The sequence below is a fragment of the Corallococcus llansteffanensis genome (genome assembly GCF_003612055.1).
In the GTDB taxonomy this organism is placed as follows: Bacteria; Myxococcota; Myxococcia; order Myxococcales; family Myxococcaceae; genus Corallococcus; species Corallococcus llansteffanensis.
The window spans coordinates 1-14,686 of the sequence record NZ_RAWB01000230.1 but is presented as its reverse complement, the minus strand read 5'-3'; the positions used below and the strand labels follow the sequence as shown (position 1 = coordinate 14,686).

Below are 14,686 nucleotides of genomic sequence, written 5' to 3'. Positions count from 1 at the left end.
GGAGATCGCGCCCCTCGAACCGGGGGAGGCGCTGATGGGCGGCGCCACCACGGTGTTCCGCACCGACCCTGAAGCGTTCCTGCAACCCGCCGCCAACCTGACGGTGGAGCGCAGGTCGCGCTTCCTCCTGGGCGAAGCCAACTTCGAGGTGGACTGGGTGCCCGCCCCGAGCAGCCAGCGCGACCGCGAGGGCCTGGGCCCCCTCTTCCACGCCACGTCGTGCCTCGCCTGCCACGTGGGCAATGGCCGGGGTGCGCCCGTCGTGGGCAGCGCGCTCGCCCCCGCGCCCCTGCTGATCCGCCTCTCCGTGCCCGGCCAGGACTCCCACGGAGGCCCCCTTCCCGAACCCACCTACGGCGACCAGTTCCAGCCCCGCGCCCTCGCCGGGCTCCCCTCCGAGGGGCAGGTGCAGGTGACCTACGAGCCCCTGCCGGGAGTCCCGCTCACGGGCGCGGGCCCCGTGACGCTCCAGGCCCCGCGCTACACGCTGGCGGCCCTGGGCTACGGACCGCTCGCGCCCGGGGTGCGCCTGTCCCCGCGCATCGCCCAACCCATGGTGGGCCTGGGCCTGCTCGCGGCCATTCCGGAGGCGACGCTGCTCGCGTGGGCGGACCCCGAGGACGGCGACGGCGACGGCATCCGCGGCCATCCCAACCGCGTGTGGAGCGTGAAGGAGGGGCGCGAGGTGCTGGGGCGCTTCGGCTGGAAGGCCCACCAGCCGGACCTGGAGCACCAGGCCGCGGGCGCGCTCATGGGGGACCTGGGGCTCACGTCACCGCTGTTCCCCCGCTCCGCGTGCACCGCGGCGCAGACAGGCTGCCTCGCGGCCGTCTCCGGGGGCGAGCCCGAGGTCGACGCCGAAAACCTCGCCACCCTCTCCGACTACTCGCACCTCATCGCGGTGCCCGCGCGTCGGGGCGCCGAACGCGAGGACGTGCGCACGGGCAAGGCCGCCTTCCTGCGCGCGGGGTGCGCCGGCTGCCACCGCCCCAGCACCCTCACCGGCGAGCTGCCCGGCTTCCCGGAGCTGTCGCACCAGCGCATCTGGCCGTACACCGACCTGCTGTTGCACGACCTGGGGGAAGCCCTCGCGGACGGTCGCGACGACTTCCGGGCCACCGGCACCGAGTGGCGCACCCCACCCCTCTGGGGCCTGGGCCTCACCGCCACCGTGAACGGCCATACGCACCTGCTCCACGACGGCCGGGCTCGCTCCGTGCTGGAGGCCATCCTCTGGCACGGCGGCGAAGCCACCCGCTCGCGGGAAGCCGTGCAGCGCATGTCTCCCCAGGAGCGCAGCGCGCTGCTCACCTTCCTCGACTCACTCTGAAGCGCTCACAGCTCGCGCCGTCCAGGCGTCCTCGGGCAGGAGGTTGGGGCCTACGCCCTGCTGGCCGCGAGCACCCGGGCGATGAGGCCGGCGTCCGTCACGCGCTCGTACTCCAGCGGCTCCTGCGCCGACGCGCGGTAGCGGTAGACGGTGAAGGGCCCCTGCTCCTCGGAGGCGTGCTCCGGCACGAGGACGGCGTACGGTTGGGGGCGCAGAAGGTCTTCAGGAAGGTGCTCGCCTTCTCCAGCGGCGGCGCCTTCTTGAGCTCCTCCATGCGGCCCCGGAGCCGCTCGAGCTTCTCCTGGAACTGCTTGTCGGCGTTCATCGCGGTCTCGCTTCAGGGGCCAGGGAAGTCGGAGGGCGACAGCCCACGGAGCCGGCCGGGTCCGTAGGATGAAGACACCTGTCTGCCTGATGGCCGGGGAACGGACCAAGGAATCGGGGTCCCTCCGTATGGGACACGACGCCGCGCGCCTGTCGCGGCCCTGCCCTGCCCGAGGAACGCCCCATGTCGTCGCTCCGCGCACTTGCCATGCTGTCTGTCCTGACCCTTGCCCCGGCTTCCGCCCTGGCCGAGCCGGAGCAGCCCGTCCCGGGCGTGACCTATGTCTTCGCGACGGTGGATGCCTACAGCGTGAAGAGAGAGTCGTTCGAAATCACCGGCACCCTCGTGGGTGAGAACACCCCCCGCGTCTTCTACTTCGGGACCTGGCACAGCTCGTTCCCTGACAGCAACTCCGTGGAGGCGACGCGGTGTGACCGACTGGCGCTGCTCGCCATGACCCGGCCCGGGCGCTACCTGCTGTCGTGGACCGTGGAGGCCTACTACGGCACCCTGACCTGCACGCTGGCCCGCCAGTAGCCCGGCCCCCTCCATGGACACGCGGGTGCGAATGATGCGGGCGTGGGTGTGGCTTGCCCTGGGACTCCAGCTCGGCTGTGGCGGCGGTGTGGACCCCCGCGACCTGGACGGCGACGGCCATCCGGCGGAGCTGGATTGCGACGACGGGAACCCCACCGTGTGGCGGTCCGTCACCGGCTACGCGGACACGGATGGAGACGGCCATGGCGAGGAGTTCCAGCCCGTCACCTGCGTGGGCGACAAGACCCGGGGGTGGACGACGCAGGCGAGCGACTGCGCCCCCCTGGATGCCACGCGCTGGCGCTCCGTGCCGGGACTGTATGCGGACTCGGACGGAGATGGGGCCACGAGCACGGGCACGGTGACGGGCTGCGTGGGGGACACGCTCGCGGGCTACCGGGAACAGCCGAGGGCGCCGGACTGCGATGATCAGGACGCGACGGCTTCGGCCCTGGCCCAGGCGTGGGTGGACGCGGATGCAGACGGCGTGGGCGCGGGTGAGGCCATCGCGTGGTGCCCGAGCCGCGGGCGCACACCTCCCTCGGGCCACGTGCTCACCTCCGGGGACTGCGCCCCGCGGGACACGCGCTTCTGGCAGCCACTCCCCTTCACGCACCGGGATGAGGACGGGGACGGCTTCGTCGTGGCGGTGGAAGGCACGGTGTGCTCGGGCACGCACCTGCCGGAAGGCTACGGCACCGAGCCGCTCCCGACCGACTGTGACGACCACAACCCGAGTCGCACCGAACCGGTCGAGCGCTGGTGGGATCCCGACGGGGACGGCTACGGAGACGGCGCTCCGGTGGCGCGCTGCGTGGGCCCGCGGGAGTCCTCGCCGGGAGAGACCTTCCGGGGCGGAGACTGTGCGCCGGGCGACGGCACCCGCTGGCAGCCCCGGACCTATGCCTCGCGGGACGGGGACGGCGATGGCCACCTGTCACCCGCGACGGGCACGGTGTGCAGCGGCTTCTGGCTGCCGCTCGGCTACTCCACCGCGGTCCAGGACGACGACTGCGACGACGGGGACGTGGCGCGGTTCCGCACCTGGAGCGTCCACGCGGACACGGATGGGGACGGCGTGGGGTCCGGCCCCAGCACGGCCCTCTGTGGCGCGGCGACCGTGCCCACGGGCTATTCCACGCAGGCGACCGACTGCGCGTCCCAGGACGCCACCGCGTGGCGGATGCTGGGCTTCACCTACCGCGACGCCGACGGCGACACGTACACGGTGCCGCAGGACGGCGCGCTGTGCGCGGGCACCTCCCTGCCCACGGGCTACGCCACCCGCCCGATGTCGGGCGTGGACTGCGACGACACGAACGCCACCGCGTACCGGAACGTGAATGCCTACGCGGACACGGACGGGGACGGCACGGGGGCGGGCGCACCGACGCTGCTCTGCACCAACGGCCAGGTCCCCAGCCCCTGGTCCACCACGGACACGGACTGCGCCACGGAGGACGCGACGCGATGGCAGGACCTCACGGCCTCCCACGCGGACCACGATGGGGACGGCTTCACCGCCCCCATTGCCGTGCAGCGCTTCTGCACGGGGAAGACCTTGCCCGCGCCCTACTTCCTCGAGGCCGTGGGCAATGACTGTGATGACGCGGACGCGGCCCGCTTCCGGTGGAGGTTCCTCTACCGCGACCAGGACGCCGACGGCGTCGGGGCGACGCCCCGGCAGGTGACGTGCATCGGCCCGGGGGTGCTCGCGGGCTGGTCGCTGTATGGGGATGACGCGGATGACTCAAACCCTGGCATCCAGACGGACGAGGCCGCGGAGGACGAGTTGAGCCTCCTCCTGGATCTGTAACGGTGGAGGCCCGGCCCCTTCCACGAACCTCGCAGGGTCCCGTGGAATGGGCAGCACACGGCACGCCTACGGGATGCCACGAATTGACTTCTGGATTTCCGGGTGTTCTGTTTTCCGGCCGCTGCGTCCACGATGTCGGGAGGGGACATGCGTTCACGGATGAGCAGGCACCTCGACACGCTTTTGCGATTCGAGCTGACAGCGGCGGAGCTCCGCGCGCTGGCGCCGAAGGCCCGAGGCGTCAAGCCGCTGGTCCGGAGCGCGCCGGTGCTTCCCCCGGAGTTCACCTGGCACGACTACGCGGTCCTCCTGCTCCACATCGCCGCCGAGGTGGAGCACGCCCTGATGGCGCAATACCTGTACGCCGCCTATTCACTGGGCGGCCCGCGGGTGCCCGCGAAGTACCGCGAGAAGGTCAGGCATTGGCAGGAGGTGGTGCTGGGCATCGCCAAGGAGGAGATGGGGCACCTCATCACCGTGCAGAACGTGCTCCGGCTCATCGGCGCGCCGCTGAACCTGGACCGCGAGGACTACCCCTGGGGCGCCCAGTTCTACCCGTTCGAGTTCACCCTGGAGCCCCTCACCAAGAACTCGCTGGCCCGCTACGTCTACGCGGAGATGCCCGCCGGCTGGGACACCGACGAGGCGAAGGAGATCAAGAAGCGCGCGCAGCAGGGCTCCCCCACCGATCAGCAGCCGCTGCACCGGGTGGGCGAGCTGTATGACCGCATGCAGAAGATCCTGGCCAACCCCCTGTATGTGAAGGACGCCGACTTCCAGGCGGCCACCACCACCTTCCAGGCCTCGTGGGACGAGTGGGGGCGCGGCTACATGCGCGGCGCGCGCGGGCAGGCCACCTCGCCGCAGCGCCAGAGCACGCCGGATGTCATCGTCCGCCCCGTCAGCACCCGCGACGAGGCCGTGGAGGCGCTGGCCGCCGTCGGCAAGCAGGGCGAGGCCCTCTTCTACGACGAGGACGACAGCGAGCGCTCCCACTTCCGCCGCTTCCTCGACATCTACCGCGAGTACCCCGACGGCGAGTGGACGCCCACGCGCCCCGTGCCCGTCAATCCGAAGACGGTGATGGACCTGAACGCCAACCGCGTGGTGCGCACCACCGCGAAGGCCCGCGCCGCGACTCCCGCGAGGGAGTGCACGGTCATCACCCACCCGGAGTCCGTCACGTGGGCCCACCTGTTCAACGTGCGCTACCGCATGCTGCTGGTGTCCCTGTCCCACGCCTACCAGCTCGCCGGGGCCACGGGTCAGGGAGACGCGCTCACCCCGCGCGGGCTCATCATCAACCGCACGTTCGGGGAGATGTACAACGTGCGCGCCCTCTCCCACATCCTGGTGGACCTGCCGCTGGATGACTCCGGCTCCGGCGCGGCGGCGGGGCCGCCCTTCGAGATGCCCTACACCCTGGACCTGCCCGATACGGAGCCGGACCGGTGGAGGCTCCACCGCGACCTGCTGGAGACCGCCCAGCAGCTCGTCCGGACGCTGCGCGAGAAGTACCCGGACCGGCACGCCGACTACCTGCGGGCCCTGGCGGACCTGGACGGGGCGGCGCTGGAGAGCGTCCGCCAGATGATTCCGAAGCCCTGAGCCGCACTCGCTCCGCCTCACCGGAGGACCTGGCGTGACCATCAAGGAATTGCGAATCCTTCCCCCGCTGGCCATCGCGCGTCTGGGCGCGGCCCCGGAGCCGCTGGACAACTACGAGCTGGAGGTGCCCGACGACGACCCGCTCGGCTTCAGGCGCCTCAAGGCCGCGCCCACCTTCCGCGTGGACCCGGAGACGGGCGCCATCTCCGAGGCCTTCCTCCCCTCGGAGATTGCCTTCAAGTCCCCCGACGGCCTCATCCGTCCGGTGGCGCCCTTCCTGGAGGTGTGGGCCGTCACCGAGAAGGACAGCCTCGTCCCCCTCACCGTGGAGTTGCTCGCCCAGCACGGGCTGCGCCCCTCGGACGTGAAGTGGGAGGTGCGGGTCGGCAACATCAAGATGTACCGCCGCACCGGCAAGGAGAAGGACAAGGTCCTCGCCACCACGGGGCGCTTCTCCGACCATGCCGTCCACCCGCTGGACGGCCAGTGCCGCAACTTCCGCGAGGGCAAGGTGCTGCCGCTGGGCTCGGTGCGGTTCATCCGCCCCACGGAGGAGTTCCCGGAGATCCGCCTGCGCTTCACGCCCGCGGCGGGCGAGGTGTACGGCGCCAGCGCGGAGACGCCCGGGCCGGACGGGAAGCCGATTCCCGACGAGAACCTCCCGCCCGAGAACATCATCTACGACCCGCGCAAGGGCGACTGGAAGGGCTACAAGGAGAGCGTCGGCCCGGCGCTGACCATGCCCGCGCAGATCTACGCGGGCTACTCCGAGGGCGACGACTGGGTGAGCCGCGGCTACCTCGACGACGAGTGCGATGGCCTGGTCCACGTCCAGCTCAAGCTCAAGGGCGCTGCTGAGCCGCTGAAGGCCTTCGCCCGCATTGGCGCGGGGCCTCCGGCCTTCGCTCCGGACAGCTTCCCGGTGCGCACCGTGGCGGACGACCTGGACCAGGCGCTGAACGGGCCGCGCGCTTCCGACCGCGACGCCACGCTGGAGGCCGCCGAGGACATCGTCCGCCGTGCCTTCGAAACCATCCGGCTGATGAACACCGCCGTGATGAATGGCAACACGGTGAATGGCCAGGTGGACGTGGCCAGCACCATGGTGCGCCAGGACACCGCGGACACCGGCCGCCTCTTCGAGCCCATCATGGCCCCCTCGCTGGTGCACAACCTCACCCTCAAGGCCCTGCACCAGAACGTCTTCACCGCGCTGCGCGGCGGGGCGGCGCCCTGGTTCTCGGACGTGCTGCGGCGCCATGACGAGATTGGCGACCTGAGCGACAAGGGACGCCGGAAGATGCCGGCGATGATGCGCGGCGCGGACGGGCGCACGCTGGCGCTCACCCGGCGGCAGGTGGACATCGTCCGCAAGGCCGCGCGCCGCGCGCTGTTCAAGCAGACCCCGTCGGGCCGGGACGGAGGGGACACGGAATGAAGAAGCTCGACCCGAAGAACCTGTCCGCGCAGCTCCACTACCGCGCCGCCGGCAACCCGCCGGGCACCCTGCCCGCGTCCGCCATCTCCAACTGCTTCCCCGGGCTGGAGTTCGACTTCCGCAACGTGTGGCGCCGCATCTTCGTCGGCCTCGAGCTGCACGAGGCGGACAACTACGTGATGAAGACGGACAAGGGCCTGGAGCACCTGCTCCACCACCGGCTGCTGCGCGTGGACGGCCAGCCGCTCGTCGTCCCCGTCATGGGCCCCCAGCGTCCGGGCGCGGCCTCCCTCCAGCTCACCAACGCGGCCAACCCGGAGGGCATCGCCTTCATGGAGTGGTCCAACGCCCTGGCGGACGTGCTGCACGGCAAGGCGGGCAAGAAGGTGCGCTGCGAATTCACCCTGGCGGAGTCCTCGCTGCCAGCCGCCATTCCCAAGGACAAGAAGAAGCTCCTCGTGGTGGACCTGGAGGTCCGGCACTTCTTCGCCCGGGGTGAGCTGGGGCAGCTCGCCGTCATCGCCGAGGATCTGGCCCAGCCGGGCGAGCTGACACAGGGGCTGTGCTCGCCGTGGCAGAACGACTACCGCGAGTGCGCCTGCTACTACTGGGCCGCCAGTCGCCCGGACTACGTCAGCGTGGAGCAGGGCCCGCAGGGCGTCAGCGTGGGCCTCAACTGGATGCAGAAGGAGCGCGGCCCCGAAGCGCACCAGCAGTACATCCTCGACAACCGCGAGGACTCACGGCTGGTGTCCTACGACGACCTGTTCCGCCAGTGGGAGGAGCTGCTGCACTTCCAGATTGAAGGGCGCGACCGCGACGTCGTCGCGCTGCCGGAGAAAGACGTGGAGCCCTCGAAGTGACGGCTCCGGACACGGCCCGGGCCCGGCGACTCTTCGAGCTGTCCCTGCCCCACGTGCCGGACCTGCACCTCTACGCGACGGAGGGCGGACAGCACCTGCTGGTGGTGAACGGCAGCCGCCTGTTCGACGTGGACGCGGAGGTGTCCGGAGCGCTGGACCGCGCGCGGCTCGCGAAGGACACACAGGCGGTGCAGCGGTTGTTGGAGGCGCTGGGCGTCTCCGAGGCGCCGTTCGTCGACGACCGGCCCGTGGAGGCTCCGCCCGTGCGGGCGCTGTCGCTGGCGGTGGCGCAGAAGTGCAACCTGGGCTGCACGTACTGCTACGCGCAGCAGGGGGACTTCGGCGGCCCGGCGCGCAACATGCCGCTCGAGACGGCGCTGGAGGCGGTGGACCTGCTGCTGGGCGACGCGGGCCGGGGCGAGCGGGTGAACCTCTCGTTCCTCGGCGGCGAGCCCCTCTTCAACCGCTCCGTCATCCGGGCCGCGACGGAGCGGGCCGTGGAGGGCGCGCGGGCGAAGGGCGTCTCGCTGACGCTGTCGCTCACCACCAACGGCACGCTGCTCACGCCCGAGGACGCCGACTTCCTGGAGGCGCACGGCTTCGCGGTGACGGTGAGCCTGGACGGGCCGCAAGAGGTGCATGACCGGCTGCGCGCCTTCAAGGGAGGCCAGGGCAGCTTCGCGAAGGTGATGGCGAACGTGAAGCCGCTGCTGGAGCGCCAGCGGAAGATGCAGGTCTCCGCGCGCGTCACCGTCACGCCGCGCAACCTGGAGCTGCGCCAGACGCTGGACGCGTTCGTGGACCTGGGGTTCCACTCCGTCGGCTTCTCTCCCATGCTCGCCTCGCCCACCGGACGGGACGAGCTGGGGCATGACGAGCTGGAGCGGATGCTCGAGCAGATGGTGGACTGCGGCCGCGAGTTCGAGCGGCGGCTCGTCGCCGGGCGGCGCTACCCGTTCTCCAACATGGTCAACGCCCTGCGCGAGCTGCACAAGGGCACCCACCGCCCCTACCCGTGCGGCGCGGGCGCGGGCTACCTGGGGGTCTCCGCCAGCGGCGAGCTGGCCGCATGCCACCGCTTCGTGGGGGACGAGGAGGGCGCCATGGGCGACCTGACCACCGGCGTGGACCGCGAGCGTCAGGCGCGCTGGCTCACGGAGCGCCACGTGCACCGCCAGGAGCCGTGTCGCTCGTGCTGGGCACGCTACCTGTGCTCCGGCGGCTGCCACCACGAGGTCATCCAGCGGGGACGCCCCGCGTGCGACTACATCCGGGGCTGGCTGCACTACTGCCTGGAGGCGTACAGCCGGCTCGCGCGTGCCCGGCCCGACTACTTCGGCCTTCCCGCCGCGAACGGGTGAGCGCGTTGGAGGCACGGCTCGACACGGAGGTCTGCGTCGTCGGCGGTGGACCTGCGGGTGCCGCGCTGGCGCTGCGGCTGGCGAGGCTGGGCCATGCGGTCTGCCTCGTGGAGCGGCAGGCCTTTCCCCGGCCCCACGTGGGCGAATCCCTGGCGCCGGGGGTGTGGCCGCTGCTCGACCTGCTCGACGTCGCGGAGGAGGTGCGGCGGGCGGGCTTCCTCCCCGCGCGCGAGGCGCGGGTGCGCTGGGAGGACGGCACCGGGCGCAGCGTGCGCGCGCGTGAGGCGGAGCCCGGACTGCTGGTGGACCGGGGGCGCTTCGATGCGCTGCTGCTGGGCGCGGCGCGAGCCTCGGGCGTGCGGGTGCTCCAGCCGGCCGCGGCACAGCGGCCCGAGCGCTGGGAGGATGGATGGAAGGTGCCCGTCGTCCTGCCGGGGGGACGGAGGCTCCACCTGACGGCGCGCTTCCTCGCCGACGCGAGCGGGCGCGGCACGTGCCTGGGAGGCCGCAAGGAGCCTGTCTCCGCGCGGACGCTGGCGCTGCATGGCTCCTGGCGGGGCGAGCGGCCCCACGGTCCGGAGACGCGCGTGGAGGCGGGGCCGGACGGCTGGTACTGGGGAGCGCACCTGCCGGACGGCACCTTCAACGCCATGGCCTTCGTGGACCCGGGGCTGCTGCGCGAGCGGGGCGTCACGCGGCGCACGCTGGAGTCCTTCTACCGGGAGCTGCTGGCCGGCACGGAGCTCCTGGGGGCCTGGTCAGCGCCCCGGCTCCTGGGGGGCGTGCTGGCCAGCGACGCGACCTGCTACCAGGACGCGGTGCCCATCGAGCGGGACTGCATCAAGGTGGGCGAGGCGAGCTTCTCCATCGACCCGCTGTCCTCGTCGGGGGTGCAGAAGGCGCTGCAGACCGCGCTGAGCGGCGCGGTGGCCGTCCACACGCTGCTCGTCCGGCCGGACAACGCGTCCGCCGCGCTGCGCTTCTACACGGAGGACCAGCGGGACTCCGTGGCACGGCACGCGGCCTGGGCGGCGGGGTACTACGCGGAGCACCGCACCTACGGGGAGCGGCCGTTCTGGAAACGCCGCGCGCGAGGCGCGGGTGAGCTGGCGCCCCTGGAGGCACGCCCGCTTCCCCTGGAGGGCGAGGCCCTGCGCCACCGACGCTGGCGGCTGGACCGCGAGGCGGCGCTGGTGGACACACCGTGCATCGTCGGAGACCTCATCGAGCTGCGCCGGGCGCTGAGCCATCCCCGGCTCGCAAGGCCGGTGGCGTGGCTCGACGGCGTGGAGCTGGCACCGCTCATGGAGGGACTCCGCGACGGGCTGACGATGCCCCAGCTCGCGGACACCTGGGCGCGACAGGTCCCGTTCCGCCAGGGTGTCACCATCCTGGGCTGGCTCTACCGCCAGGGGCTGCTCACGGAGGTCGACTCACCCTGATGCAGCGCCGAAGATGGCTGGACATATTCACCGCGGCACCCTCCTCGAACTGGAGTCATCCATGCGCAGCACACATGTCCTGGGTATCGCTCTGCTCTCCTGCCTTGCCTTCGCTCCTCTCGCGGAGGCGAAGAGCGTCTCCTTCTCTGGCTATCAATGGGAGGTGCGCAGCGGACAGGGCGGCCCGGGTCCCAATACCTGGGACGATCGCAACGCCTGGGTCGACGCGAACGGCTACCTCCACCTGAAGATTGCCTGGCGCGACGGACGCTGGACGACGGCGGAGGTCTACATGCCGCAGCAGCGGCTGGGCTTTGGCACGTACCAGTTCAAGCTGATTGGCCGGCCGGACCTCTTCGACGACAACGTGGTGCTGGGCCTGTTCAACTACACGCGCCCCGACGTGGGACCGGACGGCACGAATGAAATCGACATCGAGTTCGCGAAGTGGGGCGGCAGTCAGCCGCAGATGGGCAACTGGGCCGTGTACCCCGCGGTGACGGGCGTCACCTACTCCCATCAGGCCTACACCATCAGCCTCGGAGGCACCTACTCCACCCACCGCTTCCAGTGGTCGTCGCGGCAGGTCTACTTCCAGGCGCTGCACGGCCACCAGGACGGCAACGTCAACCAGATGGCCAGCTGGCTCCTCAATCCTCCGGATTACGTGCAGCGCATCCCGCAGAACCCCCTGCCCGTCCACATGAACATCTGGCTCTTCCAGGGACGCGCGCCCAAGAACGGTCAGGAGGCGGAGATCGTGATCGCGGAGTTCAAGTTCATCCCCGCCCCGTAGACGTCACGAGCCCTGTCGCGAGGCGTCGTAGTCCACCAGCGCCCGGATGACCTCGTCTCGCGAGTCCGTCAGCAGGAGGTGGCGCGCATACTCCTGCCCCTGGGCGAGCTGCGTCAGCAGCGGGTACACGGGGCGCGTGCGCGTCCAGAACTCCGTGCCCAGGAAGATCATCGGGCTGATGACGCCCACGGAGTTGTAGTGGTTCTGGCACGCATCCTGGAAGATCTCCTGGATGGTGCCCGCGCTGCCCGGTGCGTAGACGATGCCGCCGCGCGCGATGGTGAGCAGGCCGTCCTCGCGCACGCTGTTGGCGAAGTACTTGGCGATGGACGTCGCGAACGGGTTGGGCGGCTCGTGCCCGTAGTGCCACGTGGGGATGCCCAGGCTCTCGCAGAAGGGCCTGTCTTCATCCCGGAGCGGAAACGCGCCCCGCACCTCGAAGGCACGCGCGAGCCACTCGCGGTCCGTGTAGCTGGGGGCCTTCGCGAGGAGGGCGAGCCCCTCGTCCAGCTCCGCCTCGGTGCGCCGGGCGAACCAGGCCCCCACGTGGGTGGCCTCCATGGCGCCCGGCCCTCCACCGCTGACCATGAAGAAGCCCCGCTGCGTCAGCTCGCGCGCCAGCGCCGCCACGGCGCGGTAGTCCGGCTGGCCGCGCTTCATGGAGTGCCCGCCCATGATGGCCACCACCTTGCGCGTCCCGCCGCCCGCGAGGAGCAGCTCCTCCATCGCATCGGTGACGGCATGGTCATGCAGCCGCTGCGACAGCATCTCCAGCAGCGTCGGTGGACTGCCCTGTCCATGGGCGGTCCAGTGCGCGTAGATGCGCGCGTCCAGCGTGTCGGCGTACGTCTCCGGCCGGGCCGGGTCGAAGCCTGCGTACAGCTCCTCCGGTGAGTAGAGGCTGCCGCGATAGGGCTGATAGGGCAGCCCGGAGATGGGCGGGAACACCAGGGCCCCGTGCGCGAGCGCCACGCTCAGGGCCTCCATCTCCAGCTCACAGCCCAGGAAGACGGTGCCCGCGAGCTCGGCGGTGGCCAGTGCGGCGGTGTAGCGCCGCAAGTCCAACCCCTGGATGACGACGTTGGCGAGGTGCGCTCCCGAGCGCAGGTGCTGCTCGAAGGCCTCGATGGTTTCAATCTCGATCACCCCGGGAGGATCCCACGCCTGCCTCCCGGGGCGGTAGGGCTTCGTCGCCTCCGGTAGCGCGCCGAAAAGCGTCCCCATGTGACTTCAGGCACATGTGCGCTCCGGCACGGCCCTTCATATTGCCTCGCATCCACCCGCCGCACCCCGAGGCATCCCATGAAGACCCTGCTCGCCGCCGCCCTGCTGCTGGCCGCCAACGCTCACGCCGCGACGCTCACCCTGGACATCCAGGGCCTGAGCAAGAAGAGCGGCCACGTCCTCATCGCCGTGCACGCCGACGCGGCGTCGTTCAACGACAAGGGCAAGCCCGCGGCCGTGCGCTCCGTGGAGGTGAAGGACGCGAAGGTGACCGTCACCATCCCGGACCTCGCGCCGGGCACCTACGCCGTGAGCCTGTTCCACGACGCCAATGACAACAACAAGCTCGACACCAACTTCATCGGCATCCCCAAGGAGGGCTACGGCTTCAGCAACAACGTGGGCGCGCGCGGAAAGCCCAAGTTCGACGAGGCGAAGTTCACGCTGGCCGCCGACGGCACGACGCTCACCCTGACGGTGCTCTGAGGATTCGCGCCATGGACCGCCGCACACTGTTGCAGGGGATGGGCGCCGCGCTGCTCACCGGCTGCGCCTCGGGCCTGCGTCCCGCCGCCGCGCCGCCCTCGGCTCCCGACTGGGCCCTGGGGTGGCGCTCCGTGACGTCAGACGTGCTGGCGCCCGTGGAAGCGCGCGTGACCGGCCGCTTCCCGGACGCGCTGCACGGCACGCTGTACCGCAATGGCCCCGCCCGCCTGGAGCGCGCGGGCCTGCGCGTGCGTCACTGGTTCGACGGCGACGGCATGGTGCAGTCCTTCCGCGTCTCATCCCGCGGCGTCACGCACCACGGGCGCTTCGTGTCGACCTTCAAGTTCCAGAACGAGGAGCGCCTGGGTCACTACGCGCTGGGCACCGCGGAGCTGCCCGCGCGCGGCAACGACGCCTACAACGTGGCCAACACGTCGGTGCTCATGGTGGGCGGCGAGCTGCTCGCGCTCTGGGAGGCGGGCTCCGCGTACCGGCTGGACCCCGCGACGCTCGAGACGCGTGGCACAAAGGACTGGTCCGAGGAGCTGGCCGGCGTGCCCTTCTCCGCGCACCCGTTGCCCGAGCGCGACGGCAGCTACTGGAACTTCGGCCTCGCGCCGTACGCGGGCGAGCAGGGCCTGATGCTGCTGTATCACTTCAGCGCCGACGGGCGGATGCTGCAGTTCGCGAACCTGCCCATGCCCTTCCCCGGCTACGCGCACGCCTTCGCGCAGACGGAGCGCCACCTCCTCGTGGTGCTCGCGCCGCTGCTGTGGGACGAAGCACGCGGCATGACGTGGTTCGACGCGAAGGCCTGGCAGCCGGCGTTGGGCACGACGGTGCTCGTGGTGGACAAGGCGGACCTGACGCGCGTGGTGCGGCGGGAGCTGCCCGCGGGCTTCGTCTTCCACTTCGGCCACGCGTGGGAGGACGGAGACCGGCTGCGCGCGTATGCCTGCTGGTACGAGGACTCGCACTTCATGCACCTGACGGTGGACCAGGACATCCAGGGACGGAGCAAGGGGGTCCCCCCGGCGCGGCTGGCACAGCTGGAGATTCCCCTGGGCGCGGGAGAGGGCCGCATCCTTCGCAGCCCCCACAGCGCGGAGTTCCCGGTCGTGGACGCCCGCGTCCCGGGCCGGCGCGGGAGCGCGCACTTCGTCGTGCTCGAGAGCGAGGACGCTGTGCTCCCGCACGGCGGCGTCATCGCGCGCATCGACGTCGAGCGCGGCAGGGTGCAGCGCTTCGACTACGGCCCGGGCATCATCGCCGAGGAGCACCTCTTCGTGCCCTCGGGGTCCCGGGAGGGCCAGGGCTGGCTGCTGGGCACGTCGCTGGACTGCGCGCGCGGCCACACACGCCTGGCGGCCTTCGACGCGGAGCACCTCGACGAGGGGCCCGTGGCGCTCGCCACGCTGCCGCGCGCGCTGCCGCTGGGCTTTCACGGCACGTTCCTGAAG

13 protein-coding genes are annotated in these 14,686 nt (G+C 71.3%); 11 read left to right on the top strand and 2 right to left on the bottom strand.

Annotation, left to right across the window (positions count from 1 at the left end; all coding sequences use genetic code 11):
• Positions 1–1,330: di-heme oxidoreductase family protein (locus tag D7V93_RS21475; protein WP_208723095.1), on the top strand; the 1,330-nt coding region annotated here is incomplete at its 5' end.
• Between the two features lie 50 nt (positions 1,331–1,380).
• Here the strand turns inward: D7V93_RS21475 and D7V93_RS45055 are convergent.
• Positions 1,381–1,518: a hypothetical protein gene (locus D7V93_RS45055; protein ID WP_158623813.1), complete on the bottom strand. Its 138-nt coding sequence runs from the start codon at positions 1,516–1,518 to the stop codon at positions 1,381–1,383.
• Positions 1,519–1,838: 320 nt separating this feature from the next.
• Between D7V93_RS45055 and D7V93_RS21465 the strand changes: the two genes are divergently transcribed.
• From D7V93_RS21465 to D7V93_RS21430, 8 genes are all read left to right on the top strand, one after another.
• The gene (locus D7V93_RS21465) at positions 1,839–2,192 is read left to right on the top strand and encodes a hypothetical protein (protein ID WP_147451264.1); all 354 of its coding nucleotides are present in this window, start codon (positions 1,839–1,841) and stop codon (positions 2,190–2,192) included.
• A 31-nt stretch (positions 2,193–2,223) separates the two neighbouring features.
• Positions 2,224–4,008: a hypothetical protein gene (locus tag D7V93_RS21460; RefSeq protein WP_120645191.1), complete on the top strand. Its 1,785-nt coding sequence runs from the start codon at positions 2,224–2,226 to the stop codon at positions 4,006–4,008.
• A 159-nt stretch (positions 4,009–4,167) separates the two neighbouring features.
• On the top strand, positions 4,168–5,616 hold the full coding sequence (locus D7V93_RS21455; RefSeq protein ID WP_158623812.1) for a ferritin-like domain-containing protein: 1,449 nt from the start codon (positions 4,168–4,170) through the stop codon (positions 5,614–5,616).
• Positions 5,617–5,650: 34 nt separating this feature from the next.
• Positions 5,651–7,054, top strand: a complete 1,404-nt coding sequence (locus D7V93_RS21450; RefSeq protein ID WP_120645189.1) for a hypothetical protein — start codon at positions 5,651–5,653, stop codon at positions 7,052–7,054.
• A complete protein-coding gene (locus D7V93_RS21445; protein ID WP_120645188.1) occupies positions 7,051–7,917 on the top strand; it encodes a hypothetical protein in 867 nt (288 codons plus the stop codon). The genes D7V93_RS21450 and D7V93_RS21445 overlap by 4 nt, the downstream gene beginning before the upstream one ends.
• Positions 7,914–9,278 carry a radical SAM/SPASM domain-containing protein gene (locus tag D7V93_RS21440; RefSeq protein ID WP_120645187.1) on the top strand — a complete coding sequence of 455 codons (1,365 nt, stop codon included), beginning with the start codon at positions 7,914–7,916 and terminating at the stop codon, positions 9,276–9,278. The genes D7V93_RS21445 and D7V93_RS21440 overlap by 4 nt, the downstream gene beginning before the upstream one ends.
• A complete protein-coding gene (qhpG, locus tag D7V93_RS21435; protein WP_158623811.1) occupies positions 9,275–10,720 on the top strand; it encodes a flavin-dependent monooxygenase QhpG in 1,446 nt (481 codons plus the stop codon). The genes D7V93_RS21440 and qhpG overlap by 4 nt, the downstream gene beginning before the upstream one ends.
• A 61-nt stretch (positions 10,721–10,781) precedes the next feature.
• Entirely contained in the window at positions 10,782–11,516 is a 735-nt protein-coding gene (locus tag D7V93_RS21430) for a glycoside hydrolase family 16 protein (RefSeq protein ID WP_120645185.1), read from the top strand.
• Between the two features lie 3 nt (positions 11,517–11,519).
• Here the strand turns inward: D7V93_RS21430 and D7V93_RS21425 are convergent, their stop codons facing one another.
• On the bottom strand, positions 11,520–12,662 hold the full coding sequence (locus tag D7V93_RS21425; RefSeq protein ID WP_120645195.1) for an LOG family protein: 1,143 nt from the start codon (positions 12,660–12,662) through the stop codon (positions 11,520–11,522).
• Positions 12,663–12,818: 156 nt separating this feature from the next.
• Here D7V93_RS21425 and D7V93_RS21420 point away from each other — a divergent pair, with 156 nt between their 5' ends.
• Together D7V93_RS21420 and D7V93_RS21415 are read left to right on the top strand one after the other, a co-directional pair.
• Complete coding sequence (locus D7V93_RS21420; protein ID WP_120645184.1) at positions 12,819–13,226, top strand: DUF2141 domain-containing protein; 408 nt, start codon at positions 12,819–12,821, stop codon at positions 13,224–13,226.
• A gap of 11 nt (positions 13,227–13,237) precedes the next feature.
• On the top strand, positions 13,238–14,686 hold a 1,449-nt coding region (locus D7V93_RS21415), incomplete at its 3' end, for a carotenoid oxygenase family protein (RefSeq protein ID WP_120645183.1).

Excerpts from the sequence above, each read along its gene's own strand:
- D7V93_RS21465 (WP_147451264.1), top strand. The coding sequence starts at position 1,839 with ATGTCGTCGCTCCGCGCACTTGCCATGCTGTCTGTCCTGACCCTTGCC.
- D7V93_RS21460 (WP_120645191.1), top strand. The coding sequence starts at position 2,224 with ATGATGCGGGCGTGGGTGTGGCTTGCCCTGGGACTCCAGCTCGGCTGT.
- D7V93_RS21455 (WP_158623812.1), top strand. The coding sequence starts at position 4,168 with ATGAGCAGGCACCTCGACACGCTTTTGCGATTCGAGCTGACAGCGGCG.
- D7V93_RS21445 (WP_120645188.1), top strand. The coding sequence starts at position 7,051 with ATGAAGAAGCTCGACCCGAAGAACCTGTCCGCGCAGCTCCACTACCGC.
- D7V93_RS21430 (WP_120645185.1), top strand. The coding sequence starts at position 10,782 with ATGCGCAGCACACATGTCCTGGGTATCGCTCTGCTCTCCTGCCTTGCC.
- D7V93_RS21420 (WP_120645184.1), top strand. The coding sequence starts at position 12,819 with ATGAAGACCCTGCTCGCCGCCGCCCTGCTGCTGGCCGCCAACGCTCAC.